The 13,768-nt window shown below is 70.0% G+C and carries 18 protein-coding genes; 5 read left to right on the top strand and 13 right to left on the bottom strand.

The window, feature by feature from the left end; genetic code table 11:
* The first annotated feature begins 31 nt into the window (after positions 1-31).
* Positions 32-190, top strand: a complete 159-nt coding sequence (locus BM066_RS26420) for a hypothetical protein (protein ID WP_177218436.1) — start codon at positions 32-34, stop codon at positions 188-190.
* Between the two features lie 21 nt (positions 191-211).
* On the opposite strand, the gene BM066_RS11120 is transcribed toward BM066_RS26420, so the two are convergent.
* The 3 genes from BM066_RS11120 to BM066_RS11110 all read right to left on the bottom strand — a co-directional run bounded on the left by BM066_RS11120 (position 212) and on the right by BM066_RS11110 (position 4,123).
* A complete protein-coding gene (locus BM066_RS11120) occupies positions 212-1,570 on the bottom strand; it encodes a glutamate--cysteine ligase (RefSeq protein ID WP_089927609.1) in 1,359 nt (452 codons plus the stop codon).
* Positions 1,571-1,718: 148 nt separating this feature from the next.
* Entirely contained in the window at positions 1,719-3,374 is a 1,656-nt protein-coding gene (locus tag BM066_RS11115) for a family 43 glycosylhydrolase (RefSeq protein ID WP_218150905.1), read from the bottom strand.
* Between the two features lie 32 nt (positions 3,375-3,406).
* Complete coding sequence (locus tag BM066_RS11110; RefSeq protein WP_089927606.1) at positions 3,407-4,123, bottom strand: 16S rRNA (uracil(1498)-N(3))-methyltransferase; 717 nt, start codon at positions 4,121-4,123, stop codon at positions 3,407-3,409.
* A gap of 47 nt (positions 4,124-4,170) precedes the next feature.
* Between BM066_RS11110 and ppk2 the strand changes: the two genes are divergently transcribed.
* The gene (ppk2, locus tag BM066_RS11105) at positions 4,171-4,932 is read left to right on the top strand and encodes a polyphosphate kinase 2 (RefSeq protein WP_089927605.1); all 762 of its coding nucleotides are present in this window, start codon (positions 4,171-4,173) and stop codon (positions 4,930-4,932) included.
* 110 nt (positions 4,933-5,042) lie between these two features.
* On the opposite strand, the gene BM066_RS11100 is transcribed toward ppk2, so the two are convergent.
* From BM066_RS11100 to BM066_RS11090, 3 genes are read right to left on the bottom strand one after another with little or no spacing between them, the layout of a single operon-like run.
* Positions 5,043-5,882, bottom strand: a complete 840-nt coding sequence (locus BM066_RS11100; protein WP_089927601.1) for an aldo/keto reductase — start codon at positions 5,880-5,882, stop codon at positions 5,043-5,045.
* A 21-nt stretch (positions 5,883-5,903) separates the two neighbouring features.
* The gene (locus BM066_RS11095) at positions 5,904-6,551 is read right to left on the bottom strand and encodes a Pr6Pr family membrane protein (RefSeq protein ID WP_089927599.1); all 648 of its coding nucleotides are present in this window, start codon (positions 6,549-6,551) and stop codon (positions 5,904-5,906) included.
* The gene (locus tag BM066_RS11090) at positions 6,548-6,892 is read right to left on the bottom strand and encodes an MmcQ/YjbR family DNA-binding protein (protein ID WP_089927594.1); all 345 of its coding nucleotides are present in this window, start codon (positions 6,890-6,892) and stop codon (positions 6,548-6,550) included. Before BM066_RS11090 ends, BM066_RS11095 begins: the two co-directional genes overlap by 4 nt.
* Before the next feature lie 46 nt (positions 6,893-6,938).
* Between BM066_RS11090 and BM066_RS11085 the strand changes: the two genes are divergently transcribed.
* Entirely contained in the window at positions 6,939-7,829 is an 891-nt protein-coding gene (locus tag BM066_RS11085) for an NAD-dependent epimerase/dehydratase family protein (RefSeq protein ID WP_089927832.1), read from the top strand.
* A 5-nt stretch (positions 7,830-7,834) separates the two neighbouring features.
* Here BM066_RS11085 and BM066_RS11080 read toward each other — a convergent pair whose 3' ends face one another.
* From BM066_RS11080 to BM066_RS11055, 6 genes are all read right to left on the bottom strand, one after another.
* Entirely contained in the window at positions 7,835-8,221 is a 387-nt protein-coding gene (locus tag BM066_RS11080; protein ID WP_089927591.1) for a hypothetical protein, read from the bottom strand.
* Positions 8,222-8,428: 207 nt separating this feature from the next.
* Positions 8,429-8,953 carry a zinc/iron-chelating domain-containing protein gene (locus BM066_RS11075; RefSeq protein WP_089927588.1) on the bottom strand — a complete coding sequence of 175 codons (525 nt, stop codon included), beginning with the start codon at positions 8,951-8,953 and terminating at the stop codon, positions 8,429-8,431.
* On the bottom strand, positions 8,950-9,390 hold the full coding sequence (locus tag BM066_RS11070) for a YkgJ family cysteine cluster protein (protein WP_255367554.1): 441 nt from the start codon (positions 9,388-9,390) through the stop codon (positions 8,950-8,952). The genes BM066_RS11075 and BM066_RS11070 overlap by 4 nt, the downstream gene beginning before the upstream one ends.
* Positions 9,391-9,482: 92 nt before the next feature.
* Positions 9,483-9,827, bottom strand: coding sequence for a VOC family protein (locus BM066_RS11065; protein ID WP_089927582.1), 345 nt, complete (start codon positions 9,825-9,827; stop codon positions 9,483-9,485).
* A 43-nt stretch (positions 9,828-9,870) separates the two neighbouring features.
* Positions 9,871-10,530 (bottom strand): class I SAM-dependent methyltransferase, encoded by a 660-nt coding sequence (locus BM066_RS11060; protein ID WP_089927579.1) that lies wholly within the window; start codon positions 10,528-10,530, stop codon positions 9,871-9,873.
* A 37-nt stretch (positions 10,531-10,567) separates the two neighbouring features.
* A complete protein-coding gene (locus BM066_RS11055) occupies positions 10,568-11,521 on the bottom strand; it encodes a fatty acid desaturase family protein (RefSeq protein ID WP_089927576.1) in 954 nt (317 codons plus the stop codon).
* A gap of 70 nt (positions 11,522-11,591) precedes the next feature.
* Between BM066_RS11055 and BM066_RS11050 the strand changes: the two genes are divergently transcribed.
* A complete protein-coding gene (locus BM066_RS11050; protein WP_089927573.1) occupies positions 11,592-11,948 on the top strand; it encodes a lysozyme inhibitor LprI family protein in 357 nt (118 codons plus the stop codon).
* 11 nt (positions 11,949-11,959) lie between these two features.
* Here the strand turns inward: BM066_RS11050 and ubiA are convergent, their stop codons facing one another.
* Positions 11,960-12,898, bottom strand: a complete 939-nt coding sequence (ubiA, locus tag BM066_RS11045) for a 4-hydroxybenzoate octaprenyltransferase (RefSeq protein ID WP_089927570.1) — start codon at positions 12,896-12,898, stop codon at positions 11,960-11,962.
* A gap of 227 nt (positions 12,899-13,125) precedes the next feature.
* On the opposite strand from ubiA, the gene BM066_RS11040 reads away from it, so the two are divergent.
* Entirely contained in the window at positions 13,126-13,374 is a 249-nt protein-coding gene (locus BM066_RS11040) for a hypothetical protein (protein ID WP_089927564.1), read from the top strand.
* Positions 13,375-13,768: the final 394 nt, after the last annotated feature.

Raw genomic sequence — 13,768 nt, 5'->3', positions numbered from 1 at the left:
TCCCTCAGAGAGGCGCCCTGGGAGAAACGCCGTGGCCTACATCGGTTATGATTCCGGTTTGCGTCCCCCATCCGGCCAGACGCGGTCGCGCCCCGCCCGTAGCCGGTTCGCCTGGGAACGGCTGGGGCTGGTGGCGGCCAGCGCCCTGGCCTGGGCCGGGATCATCGCCGCGGTCCGCGCGATCTTCTAGCGGCGCGAGCCAGCCTGGACCTCAGTAGGCGAAGTCCTCGAACACGCGGTTGATGTCGCCCTTCCACGCGCCGTCGTACAGCGCCAGCAGCCGTTCGGCCGGGGTGATCCCGGTCTCGGCGATCTCTTCCAGGTCGCCCAGATAGATCGTCTCGTCCAGGAAGCCGCCGTTCAGGTGGGCGCGCGATTTCAGGCCCGACTTGGCGATGGCCACGAAGTCCCGGGCCACGTCCTGGGCCGTGCGGCCGGCCACCTTGGCTTTCAAGCCCAGACGCGGCACGTCGCGGCGCAGGCCGGCGCGATCCTCCGCCGTCCAATCCTTGCAGAGGTCCCAGGCCGCGGCCAGGGCCGCGTCGTCGTAGAACACGCCGGTCCACAAGGCCGGCAGGGCGCAGAGGCGGCTCCACGGTCCGGCGTCGGCGCCGCGCATCTCCAGATAGGTCTTCAGCCGCACTTCCGGGAACAGGGTCGTGGTGTGGTCGGCCCAGTCCTTGATCGTGGCGCGCTCGCCCGGCAGTTCGTCGATCCCGCCGTCGATGAAGTCGCGGAAACTGCGGCCGGCGAGGTCGATGTACTTGTCGCCGCGCTTGGCGAAGTACATCGGCACGTCCAGGGCGTAGCGGGCGTAGCGCTCGAAGTCGAAGCCGTCCTCGAACACGAAGTCCAGCAGGCCCGTGCGGTCGGGGTCGGTGTCGGTCCAGACATTGGCGCGGGCCGACAGGAAGCCGTTGGGCTTGCCTTCGGTGAACGGCGAATTGGCGAACAGGGCCGTGGCGATCGGCTGCAGGGCCAGGCTCATGCGGAACTTGGCGACCATGTCGGCTTCGCTGGAGAAGTCGAGATTGGCCTGCACCGTGCAGGTGCGCAGCATCATGTCCAGGCCCAGGCCGCCGACCTTGGGCATGTAGTTGCGCATGATGACATAGCGCCCTTTGGGCATCACCGGCACGTCCTCGCGCTTCCACAGCGGCGAGAAGCCCAGGCCCAGGAAGCCCAGGCCCAGTTCGTCGGCCACGGTCTTGACCTCGTCCAGGTGCTGGCCGGTCTCCTCACAGATGTCGTGCATGGTCTTCAGCGGCGCGCCGCTCAGTTCGAACTGGCCGCCCGGCTCCAGGCTGACATTGGCGCCGTTGCGCTCCAGCCCGATGATCGTCGGCCCTTCCATCACCGGCTTCCAGCCGAAGCGCTGCAGGCCGGTCAGCAGGGCGTGCACGCCCCTGTCGCCCTCGTAGGGGACCGGCGCGTGGTCCTTCAGGTAGAAGCCGAACTTCTCGTGCTCGGCGCCCACGCGGAACTGGTCCTTGGGCTTGGAGCCCTGGGCGAAATAGGCGGTCAGATCGTCCAGCGTCAGCGGACGCTCCTGGCTCACGGTTTCGGCCATCGGCCACCCTCCCCAAACACGCTTCAAGAAGGGAGGGAACGTCCCTCCGACCAGGCCGCGAACTGTCGTGCTGCGCAGTTGGGCTTTTTCCTAGCGAACCTCAAGGGGCCGGCCCAGCCTTTCGCGACAGACGAGGTCTTGTTCGCCCTCATGCCCGCCGCGGCGGGCCCTGGGTTCCGCGCTCCACGGCCCTGTACGAGAGCGACCGGAAGACGACCTGGCCCTCGCCCGAGGCGAAGATCGCCGGGCGCAGGCTCATGAAGCCGTCGGCCATGTTGTGGTTGTAGCCGGCCACCTCGTACGAGACGATCCGCCGCCAGGCCGCGCCGCCCTGGCGCAGGTAGAGGCTGACCACGTTCTCGTCATTTACCAGGCCCAGCGTCAGGCGCCGCCCCTGCATCGCGCCGGGCGGCGGATACTCCTGCTCGACCCCGAACTTGTAGGCCCGCAGCTTGTCGGCCTCGGCCCCTGCGCCGCAGAACAGCTTGTCGTTATAGAACAGCAGCAGGCCGCCCTGGCCGGCGCCCTGGACCTCGAGGTCGACGGTGATCTCGTAGGATCGGTCGCCGGCGATGAAGGTCAGGGGCGAGGAGTCGGCGGGACCCTTGCCCTGACCTTGCAGGACCAGGCCGTCCGCTCCGAAGCGGACCCGGTCCAGATAGCCGGCTTTCGGCGCGTAGAAGGCCAGTTTCGTCCCCAGGGTGTCGGCGCGGAAATCGTCCGACAACGCCAGGCCGTGCTCACCCGACGGGGCGCCCTTCGGCTTGGGCAGGGCGCGGGAGAGGTCGCCGCCCAGGGCCTTGGGCCAGCCGTCGGCGGTCCATTCGAACGGCTCAAGCAGCATCTGCCGCCCCAGGGTGCGGAAGCCGTTCTCGTAGCCGTGATAGGCGAACCACCAGTCGCCAGCCGGGCCCAGGACCGGCGTGGCGTGGCCGCGCGACCACCAGGGCTCGTCGATGCTGGTGGTGCGGACGATCGGATTGTGCGGGCAGTTCTCCCACGGCCCGTGGATCGAGCGGGACCGGGCGACCACCACCATGTGGCTGGTCGGCGGACCGGCCGTGCCGCCTTGGCCCGAGAACAGATAGAACCAGCCGCCGCGGCGCAGGATCTTGGGGCCTTCCGGGGCGGGGGCCTCGATCACCCAGTCGTCCGGAATCGGCCAGCCGTCATAGACCTTCTCCACCGGGCCGTCGCGGCGCAGGCCGTCGTCGGTGATCTTCACCCGATGGCCGTCGTTGAGGAACAGATAGCGCTTGCCGTCCTCGCCGACCGCGTGACCGGGGTCGATATAGCCGTTGACGTCCATGTCGACGGGCTCGCTCCACGGACCGCTCATGCTGTTGGCGTGGACGACATAGATCTTGAATGGCAGGCCTTTCGGCGTCCCGGCGACCAGCACCGGGATGTAGATGAAATAGCGCCCGTCGTGCTTGGCGATGTCCAGGGCCCAGACCGAGCCCAGCGGCGCCTTCAGGGCCGGTCCGACCGGCGTCCAATTGACCAGGTCCCGCGAGCGCCAGACCACCGCGCCCGGATAGTAGAGAAACGAGGAGAAGACCGCGTAATAGTCGTCGCCGTCCTTGAGGAGGCTGGGATCGGGCCGGTCGCCCGACAGGACCGGATTGCGGTAGAGGCCGTTCCCCAGGTCGGCCCGCCTTTGACCCTCGACGCCGGCGCGCCAGGTCGCCGCTTTCGCGGCCGGCCCGCCGGCCGGCTTCTTCGGCGCGGCCTGGGCCGGCGCGGCGAGGCCGCCCGCGGAAGCCAGGCCCAGAAGCAGCGCTTCGCGGCGGGAACGAACCATCGGGATCTCCTGGCGATCTTTGTGAGTGTCGGCTAGCGCCAGTCGCCGGCGGCGGCCTGCCACAGGGCCATGGCCGCGATGGCGGCGGTGTCGGCGCGCAGGATGCGGGGACCCAGCGAGACCGGGATCACGAACGGCAGCGACCGCAGGCGCTCGCGCTCCTCCGGGGCGAAGCCGCCTTCGGGGCCGATCAGGATGGCGGCCGGGGCCGAGGTGTCGGCCAGCGCCTGGATCATCGGCCGGGCGTCGCCGCCCTCGTCGCAGAAGACCAGCTTGCGGGCCGGATCCCAGCCATCGAGGATCTTGTCCAGCTTCTGCGGATCGTCGACGGCCGGCACGTCCAGGCGACCGGTCTGCTCGGCGGCCTCGATGGCGATGGCGTCCAGGCGGCCCAGCTTGAGGAAGTCGACATTGGTCCGCCGGGTCTGGGTCAGGCGCACCCGGCGCGCGCCCAGCTCGGCGGCCTTCTCGACGATGGTCTCGACCCGGCCGCGCTTGACCATGGCGATCACCAGGTCCAGGTCCGGCCCGAACGCCTGGGGGCGCGTCTGTTCTTCGGCCTTCAACAGGCAGCCGCGCTTGCCCGCCTCGGTCAAGGTGCAGCTCCATTCGCCGTCCTGGCCGTTGAACACCAGGATCTCGTCGCCGACCGACAGCCGCATCACCGCGGTCAGGTAGCGCGACTGGTCGATCGTGGGCGCGACGCCGGCGCCGGCCTTCAGCGGATGGGGAACGAAGAGACGGATCATGCGGCCCTTCTAGCGCAACTGAACCGTCCGGGGGTAGGCTCGCCCGCATGAGCAAGCTCGAAGACTACGAAGCCGAACTCCGTACCCTGCAGCTGGCGATGATCGGCCTGCAGAAACAGGCGATCAAGGAAGGCTGGAAGACCGTCACCCTGTTCGAGGGCCGCGACGCCGCCGGCAAGGACGGGGCCATCGCCCGCCTGACCGAGCACGCCCATCGCCGCGCCACCCGCGTGATGTCGCTGCCCACCCCCAGCGATCGCGAGCGCAGCGAGTGGTACTTCCAGCGCTATGTCCGCCACCTGCCGGCCGCCGGCGAGGCCGTGGTCTTCAACCGCTCCTGGTACAACCGGGCCGGGGTCGAGCGGGTGATGGGCTTTTCCAGGCCCGACGAGCAGGAGCAGTTCCTGCGCGACGTGCCGGCCTTCGAGCTAATGCTGGTCGAGAACGGGGTCAAGCTGGCCAAGTTCTGGCTCGACATCGACCAGGAGACGCAGGCCAAACGGCTGAAGGCGCGTCGCGACGAACCGCTGAAGGCCTTCAAGGTCAGCGACCTGGACGCCGTGGCCCAGGCCAAGTGGGACGACTATTCGGCCGCCCGCGACGAGATGCTGATCCGCACCCACTCCACCCCCGTCCCGTGGATCTGCGTCCGCGCCAACCATAAGAAGGCCGCGCGGCTGAACATCCTGCGCTGGCTGCTGCACGTCTCGGCCCCGAAGAAGCTGCTGAAGGGAATCCCCAAGCCGGACCCGGAGGTGATCTTCAAGTTCGAGCCGGCGGCGCTGACGGATGGAAGGTTGGCGCAGTAGCCCCCTCAGTCGCTTCGCGACAGCTCCCCCAGAGGGGGAGCATCTGGCGCGGCGTAGATCTTCCCCCTCCGGGGCAGGTGGCCCAAAGGGTCGGAGGGGATCTGCGGCGGTCAGTCCGCATCCCACTCGAACGCCGCGTCCAGCCAGTTCCCCAGCCGCCCGTCCGGCCGCGCCAGGGCGAAGATCCGGGCCATCTCGGCGTCCGACAGGGCGAAGTCGAAGATGTCGAAGTTCTCGGCCAGCCGCGCCGGGGTCCTGGTCCTCGGAATGGTCGCCACGCCCTGCTGGACCTGCCAGCGCAGGGTCACCTGGCCGGGGGTCTTGCCATGGGCCTCGCCGATCTCGACCAGCACCGGGTCGGCCGCCACCTTGCCCTGGGCCAGGGGCGACCAGGCGGTGATCGTCGAGCCCATCGCCTTGGCCTTGGCGATCAGGGTCTTCTGCGACAGGTAAGGGTGGTACTCGACCTGGTTGGTGGCGATCGGCGCGTCCGAGGCCGCCTGGGCCCTGGCCATCATGGCGGACGGGAAGTTCGACAGGCCGATGGCGCGGGCCAGGCCTCGGGCGTGGACGTCGTTCAGCGCCGCCATCGTCTCGGCCAGGGCCGGCTTCGGCTTGGGCCAGTGCAGCAGCAGGAGGTCGACCTGCGGCGCCTTCAGGCGCTTGAGGCTGGCCTCGACCGACCGCTGCAGGTCTCCCTGGGCGAACTGGTCGACCCAGACCTTGGTGGTCAGGAAGACCTGGTCGCGCGGCACCCCGGTCGCCGCCAGGGCCGCCCCGACCTCCTGCTCGTTGCGATAGGCCTGGGCGGTGTCGATGTGGCGGTAGCCCAGCTCCAGGGCCTTCTCGACCATCGACTGGGCGGCGCCGCCGTCCAGCTGCCAGGTGCCCAGGCCGATCACCGGCATGGCCACGTCGCCCGCGCGGACGTCGGGGATGGAATGGGACATGGCGGGTCTCCGGAAAGGCGCTCAGGCCGATATAGGCGTTCGGCGCCTTCGCGTCAGCCGCCGTTGCAGATGCTGCAGGCCGGTCAGCGCCAGGGTCAAGGCGTAGAAGCCGGCGCCCATCAGCAGCATTGTCGCCAGCACCGCGCCGTAGCCGCGCTTGCCCACGTCGAGGAACGGATAGGGATAGAAGCCCGTCACCGCCCCGTGGGCCAGCGACCAGGCGCCATAGGCCAGCGGGAAGACCAGCGCCTTCCAGGCCGAGCCCCACCGGGCCGCCTCGCCCGGTGGAAAGGCCAGGAAGTCGGCCAGGAACAGGGCCGGGGTGACGGTGTGCAGCAGGACGTCGGCGCCCAGCTGCAGGCCGGTTGGCCGCCACAGCCCGGCCAGCAGGGCGTGATAGATCCCCGCCGTGATCGCGATGTAGACGCCGACCGCCACCCGCGTTCCGGCCCGCTGCGCCCACCGCCCCAGCGGCCGGTTCGCCGCCAGGACCGGGGCGGCCAACAGGGTCCCGACCGCGATGTTGCTGAGCACCGTGAAGAAGCTCAGGAACCTGACGGCCGCATGGGCGGCCTCGGCCGGCGGCCGGCCGTGGACCATCAGCCAGAACTGCAGGAGCACGCCCGCCCAGACGACCGCCGCCGCGCCGCTCCGCCAGAAGGTCTTCATGCCGTCTCCGCGTCGTAGGCCTTGAGCAGCTTCTTCGGCGCGGTCGCCCGCCACCGACGCTCGATGAACCGCTCGACCGTGCCGGCGTCGATGCGCGACAGGCGGGCCAGGACGTAGGGATAGTTCCTGTAGTGGTCGGTGACGAAGAAGGTCTCGGGCTCGGCCTCGATCAGCAGCTCGCGCTCGTCGAAGCCCACGCCGGGACAGACCAGGGTGTCGCCGTCGTCCCACACCCGGGTCAGGAACTTGCCGTGCGCCTTCAGGCACGGATGGCCGTAGGCCGTTCCGTCGGTCACCCCGGGCAGTTTGAGGGCGAAGGCGCGCACTTCCTCGAAGGTCATGGTCAAAGTCCTGGGTCGCCGCTTCCGGCGCGACTATAGGGAGAAGATGGACGCTGAAAACACCCCCTCCCCTTCGGTCCAATCCCCGTCGGGCCTGGCCTCGCCCGTCCTGATGCTGGGCGCCACCAGCCTGATCGGCGGGTTCATGCTGGCGCGGCTGAACGCCCTGGGGATCGCGCCGATCTCGCTGAGCCGCCGCCCGCCGACCGACGACGTCTGCTGGGTGGACGGCGACCTGGCCGACCCGGACCTGGCCGAGGAGCTGCCGCCGATCGCCACGGTGCTGTCGCTGTCGCCGCTCTGGCTGCTGCCCGCGGCCCTGCCGGCCCTGAAGGCGCGCGGCATGACCCGGCTGGTGGCGTTCTCCTCGACCAGCCGCTTCACCAAGCTGGACTCGGCCGAGCCGTCGGAGCGGGCCGTGGCCCGGTCGCTGGCCGAGTCCGAGGCCAAGGTCGAGGCGTTCTGCGTCGAGCACGGCGTGGCCTGGACGATCCTGCGGCCGACCTTGATCTATGTCGAAGGCCGCGACGCCAATGTCAGCCGCCTGGCCGGGCTGATCCGGCGGTTCAAGGCGCTGCCGCTGTCGGGCCGGGGCGAGGGCCTGCGCCAGCCGGTGCATGCCGACGACCTAGCCGCAGGGGCCATCGCCGCCGCCCTGGCCCCCGCCGCCCGGAACAAGGCTTACGACCTGGTCGGCGGCGAGACCCTGACCTACCGGACGATGGCCGAGCGGATCTACGAGGGCCTGGGCCGCCGGCCGATGATCCTGCCGCTGCCGCCGTGGCTGTTCCGCCTGCTGCTGACCCTGGCCAAGCCGTTCTATCCGGGCGCGACGGCGACCATGGCCGACCGCATGGCCCAGAACCTGACCTTCGACGACGCCCCGGCCCGGCGGGACTTCGCCTGGGCGCCGCGGGATTTCCGGCCGCGGTTCTAGTGCGCCTAGCCGATCCAGGTCTCCCGGCAGACGGACCGCCACCGGTTCCCGGCCTTGCGGGCCTCGCAGAAATAGCCGTGTCCCCAGCGGCCTCTCGATTGCAAGGACCACAGCACGATCGCGACCTTGCCGTCCGACGACAGCAGGGGGCGGGTGAATTCGGCGGTCATCGCCTGGCCCATTTCGACGACCCTGGCCGGCTTGCCCCCGGTCCGGCAATCGGGCGCATAGGGCGCGAAGACATGCTTTTCGGCCTGGCGCTTCAGATCAGCGACCTCCGCGGCGGTCAGCGAGGTGTCGCGGAGATAGGCGTCCAGCGTTTCCGGCAGGCGGAAGGCGTCGGGACCGCCGGCGCGCGAGGGGCGCACCTCGCGCGGCCAGCTCCCGTCCATCTGCCGCCGGTATCGAACCCTCTGGCGAAGGCGCTCGACAGGATCGCGCAGGCGTCGCCCCGCGCCTCCGCCGCCAGGGCTGGAACCGAAAGCCCGCCCAGGACCGCGACGGCCGCGACCAGAATACCCGCCGTCCTCATCACCCCCCCCAACGCCGACGCGACCGAAGATTGGAAGGCTAGCGGAAGCCCGGCGTTCCGTCAGGCCTCAGGCGTCGCTCAGCACCATGGCGAACGGGACCTTGGCCCCATCCTTGTCGACATAGCCGCTGACCAGCTTGTGGTCGGGGTGCAGCACGCCCAGGTCGACGTCCTCAGTGGGGAACATCACCACCCGGCGGTCGCCGATGCAGATCAGCAGCTCGTAGCCGTCCAAGGCCCGCTGCGACATGGCCTTCAGCCGCGAATAGTAGGGCTCGCGCCGCCAGGACGCCGGCTTGCCCGGGTCGACCACCACGTTCAGCCGCTTGCCGTCGCGGTCGGGGTACATCAGGAAGCCGGCCTTGTCGGGCCGCCAGGCGGCGTCCAGCTTCTCGGAGGTCAGCCACAGGCAGTGGAAGCCCCGGCAGGCCTGGGGCCGGGCCTCGTAATCGCCGCAGCCCGAGCCCTTGCGGAACACGCCGCACCACCGGCCGGCCGGCTTGTCCAGTTCGCTGATCTGCAGGACCTTGCAGCACATGCCGCAGTCGCCGCACGACTTGGACGGGTTGGCGGTAGAGATCGCTTCGCTCATGCCGGCATCTCGCGCACCAAGCCCTGATCGATGTCGCGGTCGGGGAGGATCGTGTAGCCGCGCCGGCCGACCAGGACGTTGAGGGTCAGCCCCTGGGCCGCGCCGCGCGCCGCCCAGGTCTTGAAGGTGTCGTGGAACGGGGCCTTGCGCCAGGCGTCCGGGGCGGCCGGATCGACCTCGACCACCAGGGTCCGGCCCGCGTCCTCGCGATGCAGGACGAACCGCGCGCGGTCCGGCCGCCAGCGGTCGTCCAGGTTGGGCGCGTTCAGCCAGTAGCAGGCATAGTCGGCGCAGGCCTGGGGCCGGTCGGCGTAGATCCCGCAGCCGGCGCCCTTGCGATAGTGGCCGCACCAGGCATGGGGCGGCTTGGCGAGGGCGGCCACGCCCATCAGCTTGCAGCACATCCCGCAGTCGCCGCAGGTCCTGGCCTGGTCCACCGTCGCTCGCCCCGTAATCGTCCGGTGACGGATCTATCGCGGTTTCGTGACGGTTTTGCTGTCCCCTTTTCAAACGCCGGGACGAGCGGACCTCAAGTCTCGCTCCACACCGCCAGCTCGTTGCCGGACGGGTCGGTGAAGTGGAACCGCCGCCCGCCAGGGAAGCCGAAGATCGGCCGGGTGACCACGCCGCCCGCCGCCGTCACCTTGGCCAGCATGGCCTCGAGGTCGTGGGCGTACAGCACCACCAGCGGCCGGTCGGTCGCGCCTTCCTGCGGCGTGGTGAAGCCGCCGTCGGCGCCCTGGCCCTCGAAGGCCGCGTAGCCGGGACCGTAGTCGGTGAAGGCCCAGCCGAAGGCGGCGGTGTAGAAGGCCTTGGTGGCCGGCAGGTCGCCGGCGGGCCATTCGATATAGTCGATCTTGCCGTCTTCGCGCATGGTCGCGGCCCTTCCGTTGTTCTTCTTATGTTCTAGGCCGCCGTCAGGGCAGAGTCCAGACGCTGGTGCGCTTGACGGCCATGTCCTCCAGCTCCCGGGTGGTCGGCACCTGGTATTCGGCCAGTTTCGCCAGGCCGTCCTTGGGGAAGTAGGTGCGGCCCGGATCGCCGATCAGCACGCTGGCCCCCGCCGCCCTGCCCTGGCCCAGCCAGGCCATCACCGCTTCGGCCATCGGCCGCTCGTAGCAGATGTCGCCGGCCAGCAGCACGTCAACCGCCGGCGGCGGGGCGTCCAGCAGGTTCGTTTCGGTGAAGGCCACCTCCACCCTGTTGGCGTCGGCGTTCAACCCGATCGCCGCCTCGCAGAACACGTCGATGTCGGCCGCCAGCACGCTGGCCGCCCCGGCCTTCATCGCCGCGATCGCCACCAGCCCCGAGCCGGATGCGAAGTCCAGGACGCGTTTTCCCGAAACGATCGCCGGATTGTCGAGGATGTAACGAGCCAGCGCCTGGCCGCCGGCCCAGGCGAAGGCCCAGAACGGCGGCGGCAGGCCGATCTCGGCCAGGGCCTCCTCGGTCAGCGTCCAGATCGGGGTGATCTCGTCGGCCAGGTGCAGCCGCAGTTCCGGCGTGTGCGGCGGCGCTTGAAGCCGGGTGTTCTCGAGGATGAAGGCGCGGCGGCCGACGAGGGAGGCTTCGATCATGGTGCCTTAGAGCACCCGCCGGACCCGGACGCGAGGCCTAAGCCGGAACCCGGCTGGACGCCGCCTTCAGCACCGACAGATAGCCCGGCGCGGTCAGCATGCCCTCCGTCCGCCCCTTGGCCGCCAGCAGCCGATGGGCCTTGGGCAGGTTCCAGCACGGCATGTGCATGAACAGGTGATGCTCGGCGTGGAAGTTGACGTGGTAGGGCGCGATCAGGGCCCGCTCGAGCCAGTTGGCGTGGGTGGTGCGGGCGTGGCGGAACGGATCGGGCTCGTCCTTGGCCACCAGGGCGTGCTCGGCGATGTTGCGCAGGCGGGTGACCAGCGGGAACCAGGTCGCCATCGGCACGATCCACAGGGCCAGCCAGGCCCACCACAGGCCCAGGGCGCTCAGCGCGACCAGCAGGCCCAGGTTCCACAGCAGGAACGGCCGTTGCCGCGCGACCTCGCCGCCGAAGATCGCGCCCTTCGGCTGGCCCTGCCCCCTGGCGCCCTTCAGCTTGCCCAGCAGCGGGCCGAACCGCTGCTTGAAGAAGGTCTGGCCGGTCAGGTCGCGGACGATCTTGCGGCGCAGGCTGGCGCGGGTGGTCGGGAACGGCGCCGACAGCACCAGGTCCGGGTCCTCGGCCTGCTGGGCGTACTTGTGGTGGGTCAGGTGATAGGGCCGGTACTTGGCCAGGGAGGCGCCGGTCGGCGCGGCGCACAGCCATTCGCCGACCCCGTCGTTGACCTTGAGGTTGGGGTGCAGCCCGCCGTGGGCGGCCTCGTGCATCAGGATGGCCAGGCCCAGCTGGCGGGCCCCGATCAGCATCACCGCCAGGACGTAGGTCAGCGGGTTGGGCCAGAGCACGAACATCGCCCCGGCCGCGACGATCACCGCCCAGGCGTGGGCAACCATCGCCAGGCCTCGCCACGACGAGCGCGCCGCCAGCGGCGCCCATTCCTGCGGCGTGAACAGCTCCTGCGGCTTGATGCGGGACGCGACGGCCATGGCGCGATCATGCCACATTCAGCGTCCGGCTTACAGAATGCCCCGACGTCACGCCGCTTCGGAGACCGCCATGCGCCTTGTTCTGACCGCCCTCGCCCTGACCTTGGCCCTGCCCGTCGCGGCCGTCCCTACCCTGTCTTGGGCGGCCAGCTTCGACTGCAATCGCGCCCGGGCTCCCGACGAGAAGGCGATCTGCGCCAACACCGCCTTGAACGACAAGGACGTGAAGATGTCGGTGCTCTACGAGGTCAACAAGCGCACCCTGGCCATGGGCGGCCGAGGCGTGCTGATCGACGCCCAGCAGCAGTGGCTGCACGACCGCCGAAGCTGCGGCGCCAACCGCGCCTGCCTGAACCGGGCCTATGACCGCCGGCTGGGCGAACTGGAACGCGGCCTGGAGCGGATCTATCGCAACGGGCCGTTCTAGGGGTCGCGCCCCTACAGCCCCGGCGGCTTCCACATCCCCGCCGCCAGGGCCAGGAACAGCACGAAGCCGACCTGGGCGTTGGACTTGAACAGGGCCAGGGCCCCGACGGGGTTGTCGATCCGCACCCGGGCCGCCTGACGCGACAGGTGGACGGCGACCAGCGCCGCGAGCGGCAGGAACAGCGGTCCCAGCCCGCCGACCCAGGCCGCGGCGATCACCAGCACGAAACAGACGACGTAGAAGGCCAGGACCCCCTTCTGGACATGCGCGCCCAGCCGGCGGGTCGACGACTTCACCCCGGCCAGGGCGTCGTCCTCGATGTCCTGGATGGCGTAGATCGTGTCGTAGCCCAGGGTCCAGAACAGGCCTGAGGCGTAGAGCAGCGCCGCCGACCAGTCCAGCCGATGGGCGGCCGCGGCGTAGCCTAGCAGGGCGCCCCAGTTGAAGGTCAGGCCCAGCCAGGCCTGCGGCCACCAGGTGATGCGCTTCATGAACGGATAGGCCGCGACCAGGGCCAGCGAGGCCACGCCCAGGCCGATGGCCAGCCAGCCCAGGCAGACCAGGATGCCGAAACTGACCAGGCAGCAGCCGATCAGGAAGGCCCAGGCCTGTTTGACGCTGATCAGGCCGGCCGGGATCGGGCGCATCGCCGTACGGCTGACCTGGGCGTCGAAGTCGCGGTCGACGATGTCGTTGAAGGCGCAGCCGGCCGCCCGCATCAGGGCCGCCCCGACGAAGAAGGCGATCAGCAGCCAGGGATTGGGCCACTGGCCCTTGGCGGCCGCCGCCAGGGCGATGCCCTGCCAGCCCGGCAGCATCAACAGCCAGATCCCCGCCGGCCGGTCGAACCGGCCCAGCTTCAGCCAAGGCCGCAGGACCGGCGGCGCGTGGCGGTCGACCCAGTTGCCGGCGGCGGCGTCGGGCAGGATGGCGGTGTTGGGCGAACTCATGGGCAAGGCTTAGCCCCCGGCTCCCGCCTCGCGCAACCGCGGCGAACCACAGACATAGAGATTTCCGATTTCGCTCCGAAAAACGATCGATTGGATCGATCAGGCGTCCTCGGCCAAGGTGCGTCCAGCGAAACGGCGATCCCCTGCCGCCGTTTCGCGGCCCGAGAAGGGCCGCCGTCTTCCCCCGGGCGGCGGCCCTTCTCCCTGAGCTTCGAAAGGTTTCCGCCATGACCCGCCTGTCCCTCGCTGTTCCGGTCGACCGCGTGGAAGCCTGGACCCTGTTCGCCCTGGGCCTGGCGGCCGGGATCGTCGCGCCGCATCCTGTCACCACCGCCCTGTGGACCGCCGCGGTCCGGGCCTTCGAGCGGGCCGGCGACGCGAGCATGGCGGCCCGGCTGACCTCGAGCACCAAGTTCGGCCGCCGCATCCGCGCCCGCCTGCGCGGCGACACCCTGAGCCATCTGCGGTTCGCCTAGGGTCCCTTCAGAGACACGACTTCGCCGCCTCACGCGATCTCTCGCTGAGCGGATGGGGAGGGTGCGAAGCGCCCGGGCCTCGCCCGGATGGTTTGCAGTTGTAAGTACCGTTTCGACGAAGTCAGGCGCTTCGCGTGGAGCCGTTATCCGGAAGCCTTCGGATCGCGGATTTTTAACCCGCTCCGATGGAGGCCCCCGACGGGCGGAAGGTTGACGACCCTTCCGGACCGCCTGGGCGATTTCAGCCCAGGCCTGCTGGCCTGATCCATCTATCCCCGGCGCCGGAGTTTCGTCGCGACCAAGGCGAACCTGCTCCGAACCGACCTGGGACGTCTCCGAGGAGACACGACGGACAAGCCTTCCCGCTCGTCCACCCCCGAAGGCCGCATCGGTC

Source organism: Caulobacter sp. UNC279MFTsu5.1, assembly GCF_900114015.1.
In the GTDB taxonomy this organism is placed as follows: Bacteria; Pseudomonadota; Alphaproteobacteria; order Caulobacterales; family Caulobacteraceae; genus Caulobacter.
This window is presented reverse-complemented; position numbering and strand designations above follow the sequence as displayed.